General features: G+C 40.4%; 16 protein-coding genes. 8 read left to right on the top strand and 8 right to left on the bottom strand.

Annotation, left to right across the window (positions count from 1 at the left end; genetic code table 11):
* The first annotated feature begins 44 nt into the window (after positions 1-44).
* The 6 genes from fabG (at position 45) to CHB71_RS03990 (ending at position 8,671) form a co-directional block, all read left to right on the top strand.
* Entirely contained in the window at positions 45-791 is a 747-nt protein-coding gene (fabG, locus tag CHB71_RS04015) for a 3-oxoacyl-[acyl-carrier-protein] reductase (RefSeq protein WP_089355582.1), read from the top strand.
* A gap of 144 nt (positions 792-935) precedes the next feature.
* Complete coding sequence (locus tag CHB71_RS04010; RefSeq protein WP_089355581.1) at positions 936-2,711, top strand: DUF1800 domain-containing protein; 1,776 nt, start codon at positions 936-938, stop codon at positions 2,709-2,711.
* Between the two features lie 21 nt (positions 2,712-2,732).
* A complete protein-coding gene (locus tag CHB71_RS04005; RefSeq protein ID WP_089355580.1) occupies positions 2,733-4,436 on the top strand; it encodes a DUF1501 domain-containing protein in 1,704 nt (567 codons plus the stop codon).
* Positions 4,405-5,268: an outer membrane beta-barrel protein gene (locus tag CHB71_RS04000; RefSeq protein ID WP_089355579.1), complete on the top strand. Its 864-nt coding sequence runs from the start codon at positions 4,405-4,407 to the stop codon at positions 5,266-5,268. The genes CHB71_RS04005 and CHB71_RS04000 overlap by 32 nt, the downstream gene beginning before the upstream one ends.
* A 29-nt stretch (positions 5,269-5,297) precedes the next feature.
* A complete protein-coding gene (locus tag CHB71_RS03995; RefSeq protein ID WP_089355578.1) occupies positions 5,298-6,524 on the top strand; it encodes a hypothetical protein in 1,227 nt (408 codons plus the stop codon).
* Between the two features lie 116 nt (positions 6,525-6,640).
* A complete protein-coding gene (locus tag CHB71_RS03990; protein ID WP_089355577.1) occupies positions 6,641-8,671 on the top strand; it encodes a hypothetical protein in 2,031 nt (676 codons plus the stop codon).
* On the opposite strand, the gene CHB71_RS03985 is transcribed toward CHB71_RS03990, so the two are convergent.
* From CHB71_RS03985 to CHB71_RS03955, 7 genes are all read right to left on the bottom strand, one after another.
* Positions 8,668-10,758, bottom strand: a complete 2,091-nt coding sequence (locus tag CHB71_RS03985) for a carboxypeptidase-like regulatory domain-containing protein (RefSeq protein ID WP_089355576.1) — start codon at positions 10,756-10,758, stop codon at positions 8,668-8,670. The genes CHB71_RS03990 and CHB71_RS03985 overlap by 4 nt on opposite strands.
* Entirely contained in the window at positions 10,755-11,456 is a 702-nt protein-coding gene (locus CHB71_RS03980) for a tetratricopeptide repeat protein (protein WP_089355575.1), read from the bottom strand. The genes CHB71_RS03985 and CHB71_RS03980 overlap by 4 nt, the downstream gene beginning before the upstream one ends.
* A 52-nt stretch (positions 11,457-11,508) precedes the next feature.
* The gene (locus tag CHB71_RS03975; RefSeq protein ID WP_089355574.1) at positions 11,509-11,793 is read right to left on the bottom strand and encodes a winged helix-turn-helix domain-containing protein; all 285 of its coding nucleotides are present in this window, start codon (positions 11,791-11,793) and stop codon (positions 11,509-11,511) included.
* Positions 11,790-12,359, bottom strand: a complete 570-nt coding sequence (locus CHB71_RS03970; RefSeq protein ID WP_089355573.1) for a hypothetical protein — start codon at positions 12,357-12,359, stop codon at positions 11,790-11,792. The genes CHB71_RS03975 and CHB71_RS03970 overlap by 4 nt, the downstream gene beginning before the upstream one ends.
* A 104-nt stretch (positions 12,360-12,463) precedes the next feature.
* The gene (locus CHB71_RS03965) at positions 12,464-15,025 is read right to left on the bottom strand and encodes an ATP-dependent Clp protease ATP-binding subunit (protein WP_089355572.1); all 2,562 of its coding nucleotides are present in this window, start codon (positions 15,023-15,025) and stop codon (positions 12,464-12,466) included.
* Positions 15,026-15,168: 143 nt separating this feature from the next.
* Positions 15,169-15,786, bottom strand: a complete 618-nt coding sequence (locus CHB71_RS03960; protein WP_089355571.1) for a WbqC family protein — start codon at positions 15,784-15,786, stop codon at positions 15,169-15,171.
* A complete protein-coding gene (locus CHB71_RS03955; protein WP_089355570.1) occupies positions 15,783-16,409 on the bottom strand; it encodes an L-threonylcarbamoyladenylate synthase in 627 nt (208 codons plus the stop codon). The genes CHB71_RS03960 and CHB71_RS03955 overlap by 4 nt, the downstream gene beginning before the upstream one ends.
* A 176-nt stretch (positions 16,410-16,585) precedes the next feature.
* Here CHB71_RS03955 and CHB71_RS03950 point away from each other — a divergent pair, with 176 nt between their 5' ends.
* Entirely contained in the window at positions 16,586-17,899 is a 1,314-nt protein-coding gene (locus CHB71_RS03950) for an inositol-3-phosphate synthase (protein WP_089355569.1), read from the top strand.
* A gap of 107 nt (positions 17,900-18,006) precedes the next feature.
* Here the strand turns inward: CHB71_RS03950 and CHB71_RS03945 are convergent, their stop codons facing one another.
* Positions 18,007-18,741, bottom strand: a complete 735-nt coding sequence (locus CHB71_RS03945; protein WP_179213296.1) for a phosphocholine cytidylyltransferase family protein — start codon at positions 18,739-18,741, stop codon at positions 18,007-18,009.
* A 94-nt stretch (positions 18,742-18,835) separates the two neighbouring features.
* On the opposite strand from CHB71_RS03945, the gene CHB71_RS03940 reads away from it, so the two are divergent.
* Positions 18,836-20,041: an aminotransferase class I/II-fold pyridoxal phosphate-dependent enzyme gene (locus tag CHB71_RS03940; protein ID WP_089355567.1), complete on the top strand. Its 1,206-nt coding sequence runs from the start codon at positions 18,836-18,838 to the stop codon at positions 20,039-20,041.

The following is a 20,041-nucleotide window of genomic DNA, read 5'->3' as shown; positions in this document are numbered from 1 at the left end:
ATTGAATAATTCCATCTGATCTTAAAAAAAGAAAAATATAACTGATGAAACTACTAGAAGGAAAAACAGCCCTCATAACAGGAGCATCCAAAGGAATAGGTAAAGGCATTGCAGAAACATTTGCTGAGCAAGGTGCCAACATTGCCTTCACATACCTTTCAAGCGTAGAAAAAGGAGAGGCTCTGGAAAAAGAACTCGAGGCTAAAGGAATCAAAGCTAAAGGATTCAGATCTGATGCATCTGATTACACAGCAGCACAAGAGCTTATAAACAATGTGGTGGAAGAATTTGGTTCGCTGGATATACTTATCAATAATGCGGGAATAACAAAAGACAACCTGCTCATGAGAATGAGCGAAGAAGATTGGGATGCCATTCAAAACATTAACCTTAAGTCTTGCTTCAATACGGTGAAAGCCGCATGCAGAACAATGATGAAACAAAGAAGTGGTTCCATTATCAATATGTCATCCGTTGTTGGGCTAAAAGGAAATGCCGGTCAGGCTAATTATGCAGCATCCAAAGCAGGTATTATTGGATTCACAAAATCTGTAGCATTGGAACTTGGCTCACGAGGCATTCGATGCAATGCAATCGCTCCCGGGTTTATTGAAACGGAGATGACAGATGCGCTGGATGAAAAAACAGTTCAAAGCTGGAGAGATGCAATTCCATTAAAACGAGGCGGATCACCCGAAGATATTGCCAATGCGTGTGTATTCCTGGGGTCTGACATGTCAGGATATATTACAGGACAAACCATCCAGGTTGACGGTGGCATGTTGACATAAGAATTTATTGAAATAATAAGCTGAACCCGCCTAACGGCGGGTTTTTTATTGCATCAACAATTAATTTAACTATTTGGAGATTTTTTATCACTTCTTTTATAATAATTAACTTAATTTTAGTGTTCTATTATCAAACAGCTCCAAATGCCTTTAAATGCACTGACTGGTACGCTAGGGAAAAAGCGAGCTGCTCACCTACTTCGTCGCACTTGCTTTGGTGGTTCAATTACCGAGATTGACACCTTTGCAACCCTCACCCCGGCGCAGGCAGTAGCTCAGCTTTTCAACACAGAATTACCTGATCCGGTACTTCCGATTGATCCATTGACCGGAAGCGAATGGATTACTACTGGTAATTCACAAAGTGAGGGCTTTGAGCTTGAACAATACTTTCTTGCCTGGCATCTCGGGCAAATGCTTGCAAACGGTATCGATGACTCCTTGAAATTACCATACATCTTTAGAGAAAGACTGGTTTTTTTCTTGCATACACATTTCACAACAAAGCGATCGGTTGTGGGAAGTTCAAGGGGTCTCTATTACCAACAAGCCCTATTCCGACTTTTTGCTTTTGATGGAGAGGATATTACAATTCCCGCAGATGATCCAATAGATCCTGACACCATTGTACCACGAAATTTCAAGCAGCTAACAAAAAAAATAAGTGTAGATAATGCCATGCTGGTATTTCTGGATGGCCGATTCAACGTGAAAGGGAGTCCGAACGAAAATTATGCGCGCGAACTTTTAGAGCTTTATTCCATCGGTAGGGGTCTGGAAGGGAACGTACCCGAACCGGAGTTTCAAGGAGATTATTACTATTATACAGAAGAAGATGTTCAGGCGGGTGCACAAGTGTTATCCGGTTTTAATGTAGATCCTACATTCTCAAACATTGACGAAGATACTGGCCTGCCGCGAGGCACAGTGAGAGGTGGCAATATCGCCACAAGCCATGAGGAAGGAGTAAAAAGTTTTAGTTCAAGAATGGGCAATGCATCGGTCACTCCAGATGCTACGCTCGAACTGGCAGGCAATCCCACCGAAGAAAGTGTACTTGACGAGATCAGTCAGTTTGTTGATTTGATTTATGATCAAGAAGAAACAGCCAGAAGCATATGTCGTGAAGTTTATCGGTTCTTTGTTTATCATCAGGTTGATCAATCCCTTCAAGATGACATCATTCAGGAGATGGCAGATATTTTTACTGCTAATGATTACAAACTCCAACCTGTATTAGAGGCGCTGCTTACAAGTCGACATTTTTATGAAGCAGAGGCTGGTAAAGGTGATAACAACTTTGGAAGCATAATCAAATCCCCTTTAGATGTGGTTTTGGGATTCATCCGAAACTTTGATATACAGTTACCTGATTATGAGACAAACCTCACTGAATATTATGATTTCACTATTGGAGTGCTTGGTGAAATACGCCTACAGGGAATGGATTATTATGAGCCATTTGAGGTAGCAGGATACCCTGCCTATCATCAGTTTCCTATTTTCAACAGAAGCTGGATCACAACTAATTATTTGACCAACAGATATAATTTTATTAGAGGATCGATTTCGGAGGGGATGGAAATGGAAATGGGTCAGGTAGACATTTTGCAATTTGTGAGAAATAATTTTCCAGACGCTGTGGCAAGCAATGCACGAGATTTAATAATTGCTGTGGCTGAGTACTTGCTACCAACGGCGGAGAATTTAAGTTTTGACACTCCTGACGTTGGAGAGCTTACAGTTGAAAGACTGAATTACTTTTTAACTGCATTTCTCTATTCACCCCAGCTTGACCCTGATCCTGAGGATATGTGGACTAATAGGTGGCTTAACGGACTTGATGATGAAGTTATAGCCAATCAACTGTCCAATCTTTTTAACGCTATGCTGCAATCACCAGAATACCAACTAATGTGATCGGAAGAAAACGGAGCTAAGATGAAAAGAAGAAATTTTTTAAAAAAGATAGGTTTTGCTGCTGGAGCTCCGATTGCCTTTCAGGGAGTGCCACTGAAGCTCCTTGGCTCTCATCAGGACATACAAAATCTCGCCGCACAAAGTGATAATGATCGGGTACTGATCATCCTTCAACTGCACGGTGGAAATGATGGGCTCAATACCATAATACCAATAGCTAATTACGACGAATATTATAGTAGAAGGGCCAACATTGCCATCCCCCATAAAGTTGGAAATCGAACGCTTATTCCTCTTGACAGTACTGTTGCATCAGAAGAGCAAGTTGGGTTACACCCGGACATGCATGACTTCAAGCGGCTATACGATACTGGAAAGGCAGCTGTATTTCAAGGTGTATCGTACGAAAATAATAATGGCTCCCACTTCAGAGGACGCGATATCTGGTTTATGGGTGGAGATGCGGATGATTATTTCAGCTCGGGATGGGTCGGTAGATATCTTGGCAAAGAATATGAACCTCTCACCTACCCGACCGATTTCCCGACTGAAGAAATGCCTGACCCTCTGGCCCTGGAAATGGGAAACGACGTATCCCTTCTTTTCCATCAGGATGGAAATATCCCAACATCTATCTCTTTGGGAAGCAGCCCCGGCAACCTTGCCAACCTCATTGAACAGCTTGAGGGGTTTGTAGATGAGGGTGTAGATCCCAGAGGAACACCTCCTGCATTCTTAAACAATTCACCCTATGGCAAAGAGATGGACTGGATCTTGGGACTGGAGGATAAATCAGAAACCTATATCAAGCGATTAGCTGAAATCTATGATTCTGCTTCTGAAACATCGGTATCTTATCCGGAAGCCTATCCATTTAATGCTCCGGAAGGATCGAAAAGAAATCCACTCAGCACCCAGCTTCAACTTGTTGCTCGATTGCTTGAAGGAGGCGTTAAAACAAAAGTTTTTTTAGTGAAAATGGGTGGATTTGATACACATGCGTCTCAAGTAGAAGCGTATGATCCAACCATGGGTATTCATTCCGCTTTGCTTTATCATATTTCTTCGGCTATGGCTGCTTTTCAAAAGGATTTGAGATCGAGAGGGCTGGAAGATAGAGTGCTAACGATTTCCATGTCTGAATTTGGTCGACGGATCGGATCAAATGGTAGTTATGGCAGTGATCACGGTACAGGAGGACCTGTTATGATGTTTGGACTTGGGGTGAAGCCCGGAATTTATGGAACAGTGCCAGATGTATCCAGAGGCAATGTAGGTATGCAATTTGATTATCGTCAAATCTACGCCAACATCCTGCATGAATGGATGGGTGTTGAAAAATCAGTCATTTCGAATGATATTTTCTTCAGAGATTTCATTGATGGACCAAATCCTGAAGGTGGTAATTATGAACCCATGGATCTCATAAAAGAAGTGATTCTGGGAGAAAAAGACTATGTGAAAGCGAAGTATAAAATTGAGTCTGTGTATCCTAATCCAGCAAGTTCATATACCCAGGCTAAAATCCTCGTAAATAACTATCAGGATGTAAACGTGCAATTGATTAATGTGCGAGGAAGTATTGTATCTCAAATCAATCGAAGGGTTGCGCCTGGTACTCATACATTCTCTTTTATGCTGAATGGCCTTAGTCCTGGATTTTATTTTATAAAAGCTAAATCTGAAATGCTCGATGATACAAAAAGACTCATGGTTCGTAAGTAAGGCTCTATTTCTCTTGCTTATAACGATGGCCTCTGGTCCGCTCCAGGCTCAAATGAAGCCAGACAAAAACCCTTTGGAATCATTTCTTGATACACAGTTCTGGCTTGGCTTAAGAATGGGCATCAACTACTCTCAGGCTTATCCTGAAACAAGAAATACGGGATTTAGTCCCATTGACTACAATGCAGACAGCCTACGAAAAAGCTATGACGATTTTGCATTACCTGGTGCCCACATGGGGTTGGAAATGAATTTTTACCATAATGGATTCTCAGCCTCCTTTCAGCCTGCATATAAGCGAAGTAAATACAAGTATAGCAGCTTGCTTGAGTGGCGTGGTGAATCTTCAAACAATAGATTTGAAACGCGCTATGATGTAGAGCAAAGCCTGGACCTAATTGAACTTCCGTTAATGATAAAATATGATTTCATTCGATCCGGTAAGATCAGACCCTTCGTGATGGTTGGTGGGTTTTATTCTATTATCGCTTCAGCACAAAAAGAAGTGTCCATTGAGCAGATAGATTATGCAAATGGTAACCCCCTACGCTCTTCAGGCGGATCGACCTCACTTGCAGTAAAAAATGCTTTTCAAAATTTCTCAGGCGTTTCAGGTGGTATTGGAGTTAATCTTGACTATTGGAATATCCGTACAGTTTTTGAAGTTGGGTATCAAAGATCACTGACCTCCGCCACCAGGCCAAATGCTCAACAAAATGAATTGGCTTCCCTGGGTGAAACCAATGATGAAATTTTTCTTAGAGACTTAAGCGTTTCGCTGGGTTTTGTATTTCCGTTCAGATTCATTGATCAACAGTTTAAAGCCTATTGACCTGAGAGGTCAGCCAAATTATTGAAAAAATGTGCGCAAATCATAAATACTACCAAATTGCCCGGCTCAAAAGCCACCTTAAGATTATAATAATCTCAATTCTATTCCCGCTATTTGTTTCATGCACGGACGATGAACCAGCGTTAAGTGATTCCTTCTTTAAAATCTATGATGACTCCAATCTGGATGTGAGTTATAATCCAATTGATGTGGTTGAAACAGTCGATGGATTTATCATCCTAACAGGCACGGAACTGAACAACACTGATTTTATGGGTGTTCAGCTTCTAAAAATTGATGATGAAGGCAACTTTGAATTTGATCTTGTCCTGGATGATTATGTTGTCCCTGTCGGTGAAATGTACCTAAATGAGGCGGACAGCAATAGTTACTTCTTTGCTATGAATCCCACAACCCTGGAGGCTATACTTTTAGGCATAAACCCACAACTTGAAATTGAAGTCGAAGTATCAATAAGTGGAATCAACTACCCACTTTCATCCAATGTCACAAGTGGGGGAAACCTACTTCTTCAAAGCTATGATCCACTTTCGTTAGAAACAGAGATATCAGAAATAGGTCTGGATGGCTCCTTTATTGGTGGTAATAGCTATTCGATCGGTCCAGGTGATGATGTGGAAGAAGATATCATCAATCATTATCTAAATGCCACAGAAAGACCTCTTCCGTTTTTTTGTGGTGAGCTTTCACCCGGAAATTATTTCTTCAATGGGTTTTATAATTATAGTTTCTCTCTTGTGTTTACAGATTTTTCGGATGCTCCCACAGGAGTAGTCCAAGGACAATCCACCAACGCTGGGTTAAGGGCTGTTATGCCCTTAAACGGCAGTGATTTTGCAGTAGCTGGTTATCAATTTGATGCAAATTATCAACTTGCTTCTACTACCCTAACAACAGGCGGAATCTCTTCAAGTGCTGATCTGTATCCAGGAAATATGGCAGAAATTAAACCCTACACACCAACGAAAATCATCAATTATAACTCAGGGTCTGACTACTCTCTTTTTGTCTCTGAAACAAAAGGCAGGCAGATACTTTTAAATTTTTATGCTTCTGATGGCAGTGTTGCAGGAACGCATCGAATTGGATACCTCAACCCTTTTACTTTTTCATCTGTAAAAGAAGGGGCCGACAACTCACTCCTGATTGTAGGTACTACATTTGTTGCGGGGCGTTTTGAGCGGATTTCATTAATAAAAATCGCATCATCCGAAATCAGCAGTTACATCAATTAACCCTTCATCAGAAAAGAGTATCCTTAATATTTCCGGTCCGTATGGTTCTTTTGAATTAGTTTTCATCTTTAGATCAAAAGTGGTGATTTTAGGGTGCATGAATAGACAGGATTTTAATGGATAAAAGTTTTCTGCAAATTGATTATTCCGGATGGTGGATTTTGCTCATCCTTGTCGTAGCAGCTGCACTATCATATTTTCTATATTCCAAAAAAGATGTCCCGTGGAACGCAACCCAAAATTGGGCACTTGCCACAGTTCGGTTTTTAGCTATCACGTCCCTATTACTTCTTTTCCTTACACCATCCTTGCGTCAAATAACCAATTATGTGGACAAGCCAGTGGTAGCCATTGCATTGGACAACTCACAGTCGGTAGTAGCTCGTGGTGCTGGAGCAGCCAACCTTACCCGCTCATTTCAAAATCTGAAAGAAGCTTTACAAAATCAAGGATTGGAACCTTTGATGATCACATTCAATGATTCAGATTCTTTTAATGTTTCAACCTCAAACCTTTCTAATCTGATCAAAAAGGTGGAGGAAGCAACTGAAAACCAGCATTTGGCTGGGATAGTTCTGGCCTCAGACGGTATTTATAACAGAGGCAGTTCTCCGGTATACAAAAATCACATTTCTCCTTTTTTCACAGTTGGTTTAGGTGATAGTATTCCACCTAAAGACATTAGCATTAGCCGAACGCTTTACAATAAAATCACTTACAAAGGCAATGAAACACCCATTCGACTTGAAATCAGTCAGGAAGGGTACGATAACAAGTTGGTAAATGTTGAACTCAGGGAAAAGGGACAGTTAATTGGGGAAAAATCCATTCGCCTTCGAAGCAGTATTCAAGAAGTGGAATTTGTTTTGAAATCAGAAAATGAAGGTCTCAGACATCTTGTGGCAACCATACCTGAAAATCCTGAGGAATCCACAACTGAGAATAACAGGTCAAACATATTTATGGAGGTTATTGATGCGCGTCAGCGCGTGCTGATTGTAGCAAATTCTCCCCATCCTGATATCAAAGCGATTAGAAACACACTTGCTTCCACAGGAAATTATCAAACCGATCTCTATATACCTGAGATACATGATGAAAAACCCAATGAAATCTATGATGTTGTGATTTTTCATGGAGCGTTTACATCAGGAATCAGCTATTCACCCAAAGAAAACCCCGGTAAATGGTACATCCTGAGTAATGAAAGTTCCGTCACCTCATCTAACAAAAGTCTGCCTTATTTGAAGATAGAGCGAAGGGGTTCACAGCCTGACAAAGTTGTAGGTTCATTTAATCAAAATTTTAGCAAGTTTAAAATAGAAGATGTTTCTGCTTTTGAAGAATACCCTCCGATCCAGGTTCCTTTTGGAGAATACACGATTACTGGACCTACAGAAATATTGATGTACCAAAAGCTTGGTAGCGTCACCACCCAAAAGCCTCTAATGGCTATATATGATGATGGTGCTACAAAAAGTGCTGTACTTGTTGGGCAAAATATTTGGCAATGGAAGTTGCAAGAAGCGGCCATCAATGATAATTCGAATCAATTTGATAATCTCATTACCAAAACAGTCCAGTTTCTTTCAGTCAAGAACGATAAAAAACAATTTCGATTCACAATACGGAAGCGAAATCTGACGGATGCAGAACCACCACATTTTGATGTAGAGGTTTACAATGATATCTATGAGCGTATTTATAATAATGAGATAAGTATTTCTATCACTTCCGAAGAAAATGTGTCTGAAAATTTCAATTTTACTGACTCGGAATATAACAGCACATTCAGGGCACCAACCTTCCCATCTGGCATTTATCAGTACACTGCGCAAGTGAAAGTGGGAGATAAAACCCTGACAGATCGTGGAGAATTTTCTGTTCAAAATATCAATCCCGAATTTCTCAACCTGACGGCCGACCATCAACTGCTTAAAAATCTAGCTCAAAAAACCGGTGGCTCTTTTGTCCACCTAAATGAACTGGATCAGCTCCCTAGGATCATTGAGGAAAAAGAATTCAAAGCAAAAATCCGAAGTGAAGAAGAGCTAATTCCACTATACAAAGCCTGGTGGTGGTACCTTATCATTTTCATGCTATTTTCAACCGAATGGTTTTTAAGAAAATACTGGGGTGGATACTAGAAATTAATAACTGCACCTACATACCCAGTCCTCCTGGAATAGAAGTTTGAATCTCTTTCGCTATAGTCAAAGTTGTAGGTGTAGCTTCTAACATTCTTCCGATCGAATATATTGCTCAAGCTCGCAAAAGTGATGATATTCATCTTTTCTGAAAGTGTGAATATTTTGCTTACTGACAATCCAACATTGGAATAATATGGGAGTCTTGGATTTTCAGATCCATATATTGGCTCATATACATCTAAATCACTTTGATAAACACTCGTACTAAGTGCTTGAAAAGTCGTACCCTCTCTCGCCACAATCGTTGATTCAATCGTCCAAAATCGCCCGGGAGAATATGCAACATTGCCCCTGATAAAATATGATAAATCATAAGTGTATGCTTCAGATTCGCTTGTAGCATCTAATAGAGTGATTGATGCTGAAGCATTTAGTTTACCTGAAAAGCGATGACTAGCATACAATTCAGCTCCTCTGGCTTCATATGCACTACTATTTATGAAGCCTGCTTTATCAAATAAACTTAAAGCGATTGCAGTCCCTTTATCTTCACGCTTTATATCAATGGTTTTTTGGCTACTTTCCGCTGAGAAAGGTTCGCCCGTATTTTCAACCAGGCCCCTCTTATGATATTTCCCACCACCTATCGTTATGGTCCACAAGTTATCGGTATAAGCCACATTTGCCTGGCTGCTAATGTATGAGTCACCTTTTTCGGTTGGAATATTTTTTCTAACCCCTGTTCCAAATGCAATCTTATCTGAAAAGAAGTACTTAAAGTATCCATAGCTTTCAAATACCTTAACTTCTGCTTCATCTATGAGTTCAATAGTCGGATGATTAGGGCCAAGTGCATAATAATACTCATGAAAATTTCCATCAACGGCCGACATTCTATAATCATAGCTGAGACCAGTTTTTAGACTGAATAATTTATTTGAAATCAAGTAATTAGCTCCCAAAAACAAATCTTTCTTTTGCACATTAAATGCAACGTTTGAGAATCCATAATCTCCATTGCTGTAGCTAAGACCATTATTGAGGCTAAGAGACCCACCACCTACTGGCTTTTCTATCGAAGAGATTAAGAAACTTCGTACCTTTCTCTGATCAAAAATCCCTTGAAAGCTTGGGTGCTTAAATCTAAACTGATATGCTTCTTTTACGGAATAGCTCAAGACTTTCCAGGCCAACGATTCTCCTGATCCATACCAGTAACCTCCAAAGTCATTCGAAGTAAATGACTTAATATCTCTTAGAGCCTCTTCATTTAACATCTTGATAGGTGCGCTAGGCTGCCAATTAGTAAAAAGTTTGAGGCTTTGCTTTTCATTTAGTTTTTGCTCCCTTGAGATTCCAACATTAGCCAGGCTTAGGATTGCAGAGTTGGCATTACCATCAAGTACACGTTCGTCAGTTTCCATAGCAATAATCCCGGAAGTGGCATTACCAAACTCAAGCGGAGGGTTTCCAGGAAATACAGTAACATTCTGAATGATTGAAGTATTGAAAATACTGAATGTTCCTATTCCATTGAGTTGAGAATAGCGCACGGCATCATAAATGGGCACGTTATTCATAAACACACCTGTCTCAAGCGGACTGCTACCTCGCAAGCTGATATTAGCTGATTCATCAGTGGTTGTGGATGATGGCAAGGAGTTTACAGCTAAAATGGGGTCTGCTTTTGCTGCTGGGTTTGTATAGATATCTATTTTTTTGATTTCCATATACTTAAACTCCTCGGCGATCAATGGCTTTGCTGTTACAACGACTGTTTCACCTTCCATTTCAATGGGCTGCAGCTCGATTATCAAAGCTGATGAAACCGGAACAAGGACTTCTTCAAAACCTATGTAGGAAACAATTAATGAATCAGCTAACTCATTTTCTGTCATTTCAATAGAAAATTTCCCATCAACATCAGTGATTCCTCCTTTACGCCAATTCTTCAAAAGATAAACATGCGCGCCAATTAATCCCTCTCCATTTGAAGCATCTACCACTTTACCCTCAATTATTTGTTGGGAGAAAATGGCAGACGCACCAAATACAAAAAAGAGTATGAAGAAGTATAATTTCATGATTTATCCATTTCAGCTAAAACTGCTTTTGCCCACTGAAATTCAGGCTCCATTGTCACAGCCTTTTTAAGTGTTTCTTTTGCTTCCGCATTTTTACCTAGTTTTCGATAAGCCATCGCCAGTCCCATGAACGTGTCAGTATGCAACCAACTTTCACTTACACCTGAATTTTCAAATAATTCAAGGGAGTTGTTGAAAGCTTCTGCTGCTTTTTCAGCATCTCCGCCAAACATCTCAGGAGTATAAAGTTTAGAGCCTCCATGGAGTTTTTGTACAAGTGGAGATTGTGGACTTTGTCTAACGGCCTCATCCATCAGAGATCCGCTTTTCATGCCGTACAGCATTCCCTTCATTGGACTATACGCCATAATCAAACCATACACAGATGAAAGAACTGCCTTCGGCTCACCGTTATCAGGATCACGCTCAATGATTTCCTTCAGCAGGTCAACCGTTTGACCAACATTCTCATCAAACGTATCCTCGTCTTGTGTCGCCATAGTATTGTTTAGCAGTCCATACATAGCTACTGCCTTTTCAAAACTCTTTTCACCGCTTTCCTTTTCAGCCAATATGATACTTCGTTCCCACATCGTTTTGCTTGCCTTTAAATAGGCTGCATATTGCATTTGACTAGAAGTCTGCGCCAAAGACAGCCCGGCCATCATTAGCATAAATAGTGTTAAAAGATTTTTCATAATTTATAATAGTTAAAGTAGTTTACTTTATAAACCACATGTTTAAAAAAATTTATTCGATGTATTGTTTTAGATTATTCACATAGTCTTCAAAAGCTTTGATTCCTACCTTTGTTATACTACAGGTTGTTAATGGCTTCTTGCCTTTAAAGGACTTGGTTACACTGATATAACCTGCGTTAGATAGTTTATCCAACTGCACACTTAGATTCCCTGCAGTAGCTCCGGTTTTTTCTTTTATAAAGACAAACTCTGCAGAATCAACCCCAATCAACAGTGACATCACTGCAAGTCTAAGTTGGGAATGTAATAAAGGGTCTAATTGTGCGAAACTCATTTTTCTGCCTTTCTCAATAGGTAACCTGGTATTAAATAACCCGCTAGAATACCGACTGCTCCAACCAAATATTGGTCAATTGGGTGTAGGTTGAAAGCTACAATACTTGAAATCCATAATGCTATCCCTCCTGCCACTAATGGTTGAAACCGTAATGCTCGTCCACTAATAAAGGTTCCAATTCCTGCAAAGGTTAGAATAATTGCATTCACGTTGTAGTTTACGTTACCCATAAAAAACAATATAATAATCACTCCGATAAAGACAGCCAGCCAGATTTGACTATAAAGTCTGTCTAGATGGCTTTTCACTTTTTCTTTACTTTTTTTCGCTCCATAAACAATCGAGGCAATTACTGCTGGAATTGTTAGTGTCCAAACAATGTAAGGGTAATCCAACCAATCAAATTTTGCTATCAGGTAGTGTCCCAGGTTGGCAAACATTACTACCCATCCCCAAAGAAGAAAGTAAAAGCTTCCTCCTTTAGCTACATTCCGTTTGGCCTGTGAGATCATATCTGTGATCAGTGCCAAACTCTCATCTTTTGATAATTCTTTGTTACTCATAATTTTATAGGTTTTACTATAAATACGCAACAAATATAAAATGGTTTACATTATAAACCTAATTTTTAAAAAGAAGGGAGCGCAAGGCTCCCTATATGGTTATTCTATTTCTCCTTTTTTCCTTCGGCCTTAGGAGTTTTCTTCTTTTTAATCTTAATGTTCAACTCTTCTTTTTTCCCATCCCAGTCGGCTACCAAGGTATCGCCTTCTTCTATATCGCCTTTCAAAATTTCTTCAGCAACAGGATCTTCCAGATGTTTCTGGATGGCCCTTGCAAGAGGTCGAGCTCCATATTGCGGATCGAACCCTTTATCTGCCAAAAATTCTTTTGCTTTCTTGGTCAATTCAATGGAGTAGCCCAGGTCAGTAATTCTTGCAAATAACTTACCAAGAGTAATATCAATGATCTTGAAGATATCTTCTTTCTCAAGAGAGTTGAAGATGATAACATCATCTAGGCGATTCAAGAACTCAGGACTAAATGTCTTCTTAAGCGCATTTTGGATGGTTGACTTCATGATGTCATCCATGCTGTCTTTTCTGCTTTGCGTAGCAAAACCAATACCTGCACCAAAATCTTTCAGATCACGAACTCCAATATTAGAAGTCATGATAATCAGTGTATTTCTAAAATCAACTTTTCTTCCAAGCCCATCGGTAAGTACCCCATCATCTAATACTTGAAGAAGGATATTGAATACATCTGGATGTGCTTTTTCAATTTCATCAAGCAATACAACGCTGTATGGTTTTCTACGCACTTTCTCCGTCAGCTGTCCTCCTTCTTCATATCCTACATAGCCCGGAGGCGCTCCTACTAATCTGGAAACAGAGAATTTCTCCATATACTCACTCATATCTATTCTGATGAGCGAATCTTCTTTATCAAATAAGAAGGTAGATAGCACCTTTGCCATCTCTGTTTTACCAACACCAGTTGGTCCTAAGAATACAAATGAACCAATCGGCTTTTTCGGATCCTTTAAACCAACCCTTGTTCGCTGTATAGCCTTAGCTAGCTTTTTAATCGCTTCAGCCTGACCAATCACTTTTCCCTCAAGCTCTTTGCCCATCGTGAGAAGCTTCGCACTTTCATTTTCAGCAATTCGCTTGGTCGGAATGCCTGTCATCATCGCAATAACATCGGCTACATTGTCTTCACCAACTTCATATCGCTTAGTTCTGGTCTCTTCCTCCCATCTAGCTTTCTCATCATCCAACTGCGCAATTAATTTCTTCTCCCGATCTCTGAGCTGTGCAGCTTCCTCGTACTTCTGGCTTTTTACAACCTTATTTTTCTCCTTCTTTACGTCCTCAATCTGATCTTCCAGCTCAGTAATAATCTTTGGTACGTTGATATTATTAATGTGGACTCTTGCTCCCGCCTCATCCAAAACATCAATCGCCTTATCCGGCAGGAATCGATCTGAAATGTATCTATCCGAAAGCGTTACACATGCCTTAACGGCTTCTGGAGTATAGTTTACATGGTGATGATTTTCGTACTTATCCTTGATGTTATCTAGAATCTGATGCGTCTCCTCGGGAGTGGTTGCATCTACCATAACCATCTGAAATCGCCGAGCTAAAGCACCATCTTTTTCAATGTATTGTCGATACTCATCTAAAGTGGTTGCTCCGATACATTGTATTTCTCCTCTTGCTAAGGCTGGCTTGAACATATTAGATGCATCCAGTGAGCCAGAAGCTCCACCCGCTCCCACAATTGTATGAAGCTCATCGATGAAAAGGATTACTTCAGGAGATTTTTCAATCTCATTCATTACGGCTTTCATTCGCTCTTCGAACTGTCCCCGGTATTTTGTACCAGCAACTAAAGAAGCCAAATCAAGTGTAACCACACGTTTTCCAAACAGAATTCGGGACACTTTTTTCTGAGAAATTCTAAGTGCAAGGCCTTCAGCAATTGCCGTTTTACCTACACCTGGTTCACCAATAAGAATTGGATTGTTTTTCTTTCTTCTACTTAAAACCTGAGCTACACGCTCGATTTCTTTCTCCCGACCAATAATTGGGTCAAGCTTATCTTCTTCAGCAAGTTTTGTCAGGTCACGACCAAAATTATCGAGCACTGGTGTTCTCGACTTCTCGCTTCCTTTTTCTTTTCCAGAGGCTGATCTACCCGACCCTCTTGGGCTGCTAGAGTACAGTTCATCACCCTCATCGTTTGGATCATCCGTATCAGCAGAAGCCATAGGGTTTTCTGTTTGATATTCCAGCATCTCCTTTACCAGATCATAGTTTACTTCAAACTTCTCAAGTATCTGAGTTGCCAGATTATCTTCATCACGAAGTATAGAAAGCAATAAATGCTCTGTTCCTATTAGTGCACTTTTGAAGATTTTCGCCTCCAGATAAGTGATCTTCAATACTTTTTCAGACTGGCGTGTTAGTGGAATATTTGCCAGGTTTTTGACATTGCTGGTTGCTGTTCCTTTAGTAGCCTGCTCTATCGCCGATCGTAATTCTTTCATGGACAAGCCAAGCTTTTTCATTACGCTTACAGCCACGCCTTCTCCCTCCCTGATCATCCCCAGTAAGAGGTGCTCTGTGCCAATATAGTCGTGCCCTAACCGAAGGGCCTCCTCTCTACTGAGTGAGATAACTTCTTTGACTCTATTTGAAAATTTTGCCTCTTTTGACATGCGTTTTGCCTTTCGCTTTTAAGTAAAAATATAGGATATACGAAAAAATATCCTTTAATGTAGGTGAAAAAACGTGAGCAGTTTCAGATTTGTTCATTATCTCGTCGAAATACTTCCGGTGCTAGGAAACTGGTTCCGTTTGATCAATCCCTGTAGAATGAATTCATCAAAATTTGTGCAGCATTGGGACCTTCACACATAATCAAATCCACAATGCTCAAGTTTGGGACAAAGGTATCACCAAAAAGCTGTGGATATGGATATGGGCTGTAAATTTTTCGATCAGAGAATGGTTTCTTAGGATTGACCACATTTCTAAAATCATTGTGTGGACGAGCTTCGTAACCTGCAGTATAGGTAATCGTTGGCTTCCGCTGCAAAACTTTAAATACCATTTCCATAAATGCAAGATTTAACTCGATCAGAGATGAGATTTTATTGTCCCAGATGTTTTTAAAATCTTCTGAGAAATACTCAAAGAACGGAGCTTTGCCATAAGCCGAATAAAAAGCTCCCCAGTGGTCCTTAAGCCATCGTTGTGAATGGTCTATTTGCACATCCTTTGTGGGGCTCCCATTTTCAAATCGCACCGGAATGACCAGTGTCTGCACTTTATTTGCTGTTAAAAAATGTGCCCGATTGCGATACGTTTGTTTAGGGAAAGAATCATTTATTTCAAGACACACCTCCTCAAACTGCATAAGTAAAGCATAATACTCAAGGCTGCCCAGGTAATGAGGCTCAATTATAATTTTGCTCATGCGATAATATTGACATCTCCAATACCCTCCCGAACGACCACCGGATCAACTCCAGTACAATCAATGACTGTACTTGGGTGCACCTCACCATAGCCTCCATCTATTACAACATCTACCAGGTTTTTAAACTCATCGTAAATCAGTTCAGGATCAGTCGCATGATCGTGGATCTCATCATCATGAATGGAAGTCGTGATGATTGGATTCCCTAGCTCTTTAACTATTTCTCTCGGAATATTATTATCCGGGACCCTTATACCTACGGTTTTCTTCTTTACGTTGAGGATTTTCGGCACTTTGGACGAGGATTCCAGTATAAATGTATAAGGTCCTGGTAGGGATTTTTTCATCAATTTAAAAGTGGGCGTGTCGAGATGTTTGACGTACTCGGAGATGTGACTGAGATCATAGCAGATAAATGAAAGATTGAGGTGTTTCCCTTTAATTCCTTTTATTATTCTTATTCGCTCAATAGCTTTTTGATTAAAAATATCACACCCTAAACCATACACTGTATCTGTTGGGTAAATAATAATCCCTCCATTACGAAGAACAGCAGCTATTTCTTCAATTTTACGTCTTTCCGGGTTCTCATGGTATAGTTTAATAAACTCAGCAGTCATAATTCATCAAGTTACAAAATGGGCCGAATACACTCATTTTAAAATCAAATTACTGAAAGTTAAGATTATCCGCTTCGGATTAATTTATTTTGCGCAAAATTTCTGTGCACTTTTGGGGATAGTCGCCTCTTCTTATGACAGATAGTTTTACACTTCAAGTTTAATACAACAAACACATGTCAGATAAATCAGCAATTAAAAAGCCAAATGGTAAACTAGGAATACTTACACCAGGAATGGGGGCAGTAGCCACTACATTCATGGCTGGAGTACTAAGTATCAGAAAAGGACTTTCCGAACCAATCGGCTCCCTCACACAAATGGGAACTATTCGTTTGGGCAAACGGACTGAGAATAGAAATCCTTTGATTAAGGATTTTGTTCCATTGGCAGCACTCGAAGATGTTGCGCTTGGTGGCTGGGATATATTCGAAGACAATGCCTACGAGGCTGCCATGCATGCCAAGGTGCTGGATAAAGACCTGCTTAATGATCTGAAAGATGAGCTTGAGCAAATCAAGCCAATGAAGGCGGTGTTTGACAAAAACTACGTGAAGCGACTAGAAGGAAGTTATTATAAAAAAGGTGTCAACAAAATGGAGCTGGCTGAAATGTTGATGGAAGACATCAAGAATTTCAAAAAAGAAAATAACTGCGAGCGGGTGGTAATGGTATGGTGTGGATCTACAGAGATCTATATTGAAGAAGGTGAGGTTCATTCAACCATTGAGAAATTTGAAGAAGGGCTGAGAAACAATCACCCGGACATTCCACCAAGTATGATCTACGCATATGCTGCAATCAAGATGGGCGTGCCATACGCAAACGGGGCACCTAACCTTTCCTGCGATGTTGACTGTCTTGTGGAACTTGCGAAGCAAACAGGTACACCAATAGCTGGAAAAGATTTTAAGACTGGTCAAACATTAATGAAGACTATTCTTGCTCCTGGTCTTAAAGCAAGATCGCTTGGTATTGACGGTTGGTTCTCAACCAACATCCTTGGTAACAGAGATGGTGAAGTGCTGGATGATCCTGACAACTTTAAAACCAAAGAAGTATCAAAACTTGGCGTGCTTGAGCAAGTATTGGAACCTGAATTACACCCAAAACTTTACGGAAATCTTTATCACAAGGTAAGAATCAACTACTATCCTCCAAGAGGAGACGATAAAGAAGGATGGGACAACATCGACATCAAAGGCTGGTTGGGCTACAAAATGCAAATCAAGGTTGATTTCCTTTGTAAGGATTCGATTCTTGCTGCACCGTTAGTGCTTGATCTGGCTTTATTCCTTGATTTGGCTCAGCGTGCGGAGATGAAAGGAATCCAGGAGTGGCTGTCATTCTACCTAAAATCGCCTCAGGCATTGAAAGGATTGAAGCCACAGCATGACATCTTCGTTCAGTTGATGAAGCTAAAGAATACGCTTCGTCACCTTGCGGGTGAAGATTTAATCACAAACTTAGGACTGGATTATTACGATTGATAATAAGTTCAAGGTTCGCCTTTCACCCTGAAGAGAAAGGCGAAAATCAAATTTGGCACCCTTTTGGGTTGGGGTATACCAAATTATGATGTAATCAGAAAGCAAGATCAGAGTCGATCCTGATCCATCAACTTAATGGTGCTTTGGAGGTCATCTGGATTGTCAACATCATTCCAGGTGTACCCCTCCACAAGTACAGATTTTGCTTGTCGTCCAGCCATTAATTTCGATACAGACTCAGAGATGGTGTATTCTTTTTGATCAAATGATTTTTGGAAGACATCAAAGACTTCTGATTTTAGTCTAAACAAGCCCGTGTCGTATCGATTGTACTTTTCAATGGTCTTGCCAATTGAGTCAATAAATCCATTTTCATCCACCTGCACTTTGGTCACATCGTCAATATCTATGTGGCTATTTGATTCTCCCGGCATATCTACTGCCAATTGAAGTACATTTTCAAGCGCATCAGATTTCTTTACAAACTCACCTACAAATTCCGGGTCGAAGATGTGATCGCCCATCGTGAGGAAAAAATCTCCCATTTCATTTTCCTCCACCCACTCCTTCGCTCTGAAAACAGAAAATCCATTTTCTAAATCAAACCGATCGTTATGCAAAATGGTTATGTCTGCATCGTGAGTCTTTTTCAGTTTGGGTAAAGCTTCTTGCAGCTTCTCAGACCCATACCCACTAATGATACAAAACTTTTTTACTCCATGTTTCTTAAAGACCCTGATGTGTCTTGACATCAACGTTTCTCCGTTCAAAGTGACCAGACTTTTTGGTATGCCTGTATCCAATCGGGTATTTTTACCAGCAGCAAGTATGACTAGATTCAAAATGAGATGATTTTCGTATTAAAAATGATGAAGCTTTCGATTCAAATCTCAATGTTACGAAAATGTTTCCAAGTGATATAACTATTTTTGCGGAATGGGGAATTTTCTGAGAGAACGATATTCAAGCTTCAAGCTAGCGGAAGACGCCAAAAAGAACGGATACTATGCCTTTTTCCGGACTTTTCAGTCCAAACAAGAGACTGAAGTGAAGGTAAATGGGAAGGATGTTTTAATGTTTGGATCCAATAGCTATTTAGGCCTAACCACCCACCCTAAGGTGATTGAAGCAGCTGAATCTGCTGTCAGAAAATATGGCTCTAGTTGTTCCGGATCACGTTTCCTGAATGGGACTACAGATATGCATGAGCAGCTTGAGCACAACCTGGCGAAATTCCTCAATAAAGAAGAGGCCCTTGTTTTTAGCACCGGTTTTCAGGTAAACCTTGGAGTACTCCCAACCATAGCCAAACAGGGAGATGTGCTTCTCCTGGATCGACTGAATCATGCTTCACTTTATGAAGGAGCCAAATTAAGCGATGCTTCAACTGTTGTTTTTCGTCACAATGACATGCAGGCACTTGAAAAGAAGCTAGCCAACCTGCAAGACGCAAACCACAGAATAATTGCTGTAGATGGGATCTTTAGTATGGAGGGGAACATTGCAAAACTTCCGGAAATAGTGGCTCTTGCAAAAAAATATAACGCCTCTGTAATGAGTGACTGTGCTCATGCTGTAGGGGTTCTAGGAGATCATGGAAGGGGCACACCAGATCATTTTGGAGTGAATGATGACGTGGAGTTGATCGGTGGAACCTTCAGTAAGTCATTAGCCTCGCTTGGAGGTTTCGTGGCAGGTGATAAGGAAACCATCCAATACATCAGGCATGTTGCACGTTCACTGATATTCAGTGCAAGCATGACTCCTTCATCTACAGCCGCGACAATTGCCGCGCTTGAAATTATGAGCACTGATGACTCAAGGAGACTTAAGCTGTGGGAGAACACGAATTACTCACTAAAGCGATTGAAGGAGCTGGGATTTGATACCGGCGATGCAGAAACACCAATCATTCCGATTTATATAAGAGATAATGAGAAGGCTTATAAAATGACCATGCGCCTTTTCGAAGAAGGTGTATTTGTAAATCCGGTAGTAGCACCTGCGGTTGCTCCAACGGACACCTTGATTAGGTTCTCACTGATGGCTACTCATACCATTGAGCAAATTGATATCGCTATTGATAAAATCCTGAAAGTGGCTAACGAGCTCGATGTAAAACGACAAACTGAAGCGGCTTAA

Origin of the sequence: Ekhidna lutea (genome assembly GCF_900188325.1) — a bacterium.
Taxonomy (GTDB): domain Bacteria; phylum Bacteroidota; class Bacteroidia; order Cytophagales; family Cyclobacteriaceae; genus Ekhidna; species Ekhidna lutea.
This window is presented reverse-complemented; position numbering and strand designations above follow the sequence as displayed.

Excerpts from the sequence above, each read along its gene's own strand:
- CHB71_RS03995 (WP_089355578.1), top strand. The coding sequence starts at position 5,298 with ATGTGCGCAAATCATAAATACTACCAAATTGCCCGGCTCAAAAGCCAC.
- CHB71_RS04005 (WP_089355580.1), top strand. The coding sequence starts at position 2,733 with ATGAAAAGAAGAAATTTTTTAAAAAAGATAGGTTTTGCTGCTGGAGCT.
- CHB71_RS03990 (WP_089355577.1), top strand. The coding sequence starts at position 6,641 with ATGGATAAAAGTTTTCTGCAAATTGATTATTCCGGATGGTGGATTTTG.
- CHB71_RS03955 (WP_089355570.1), bottom strand. The coding sequence starts at position 16,409 with ATGACTGCTGAGTTTATTAAACTATACCATGAGAACCCGGAAAGACGT.
- CHB71_RS03940 (WP_089355567.1), top strand. The coding sequence starts at position 18,836 with ATGGGGAATTTTCTGAGAGAACGATATTCAAGCTTCAAGCTAGCGGAA.
- CHB71_RS03950 (WP_089355569.1), top strand. The coding sequence starts at position 16,586 with ATGTCAGATAAATCAGCAATTAAAAAGCCAAATGGTAAACTAGGAATA.
- CHB71_RS03960 (WP_089355571.1), bottom strand. The coding sequence starts at position 15,786 with ATGAGCAAAATTATAATTGAGCCTCATTACCTGGGCAGCCTTGAGTAT.
- CHB71_RS03970 (WP_089355573.1), bottom strand. The coding sequence starts at position 12,359 with ATGAGTAACAAAGAATTATCAAAAGATGAGAGTTTGGCACTGATCACA.
- CHB71_RS03975 (WP_089355574.1), bottom strand. The coding sequence starts at position 11,793 with ATGAGTTTCGCACAATTAGACCCTTTATTACATTCCCAACTTAGACTT.
- CHB71_RS03980 (WP_089355575.1), bottom strand. The coding sequence starts at position 11,456 with ATGAAAAATCTTTTAACACTATTTATGCTAATGATGGCCGGGCTGTCT.
- CHB71_RS03985 (WP_089355576.1), bottom strand. The coding sequence starts at position 10,758 with ATGAAATTATACTTCTTCATACTCTTTTTTGTATTTGGTGCGTCTGCC.
- fabG (WP_089355582.1), top strand. The coding sequence starts at position 45 with ATGAAACTACTAGAAGGAAAAACAGCCCTCATAACAGGAGCATCCAAA.
- CHB71_RS04010 (WP_089355581.1), top strand. The coding sequence starts at position 936 with ATGCCTTTAAATGCACTGACTGGTACGCTAGGGAAAAAGCGAGCTGCT.
- CHB71_RS03965 (WP_089355572.1), bottom strand. The coding sequence starts at position 15,025 with ATGTCAAAAGAGGCAAAATTTTCAAATAGAGTCAAAGAAGTTATCTCA.
- CHB71_RS04000 (WP_089355579.1), top strand. The coding sequence starts at position 4,405 with ATGATACAAAAAGACTCATGGTTCGTAAGTAAGGCTCTATTTCTCTTG.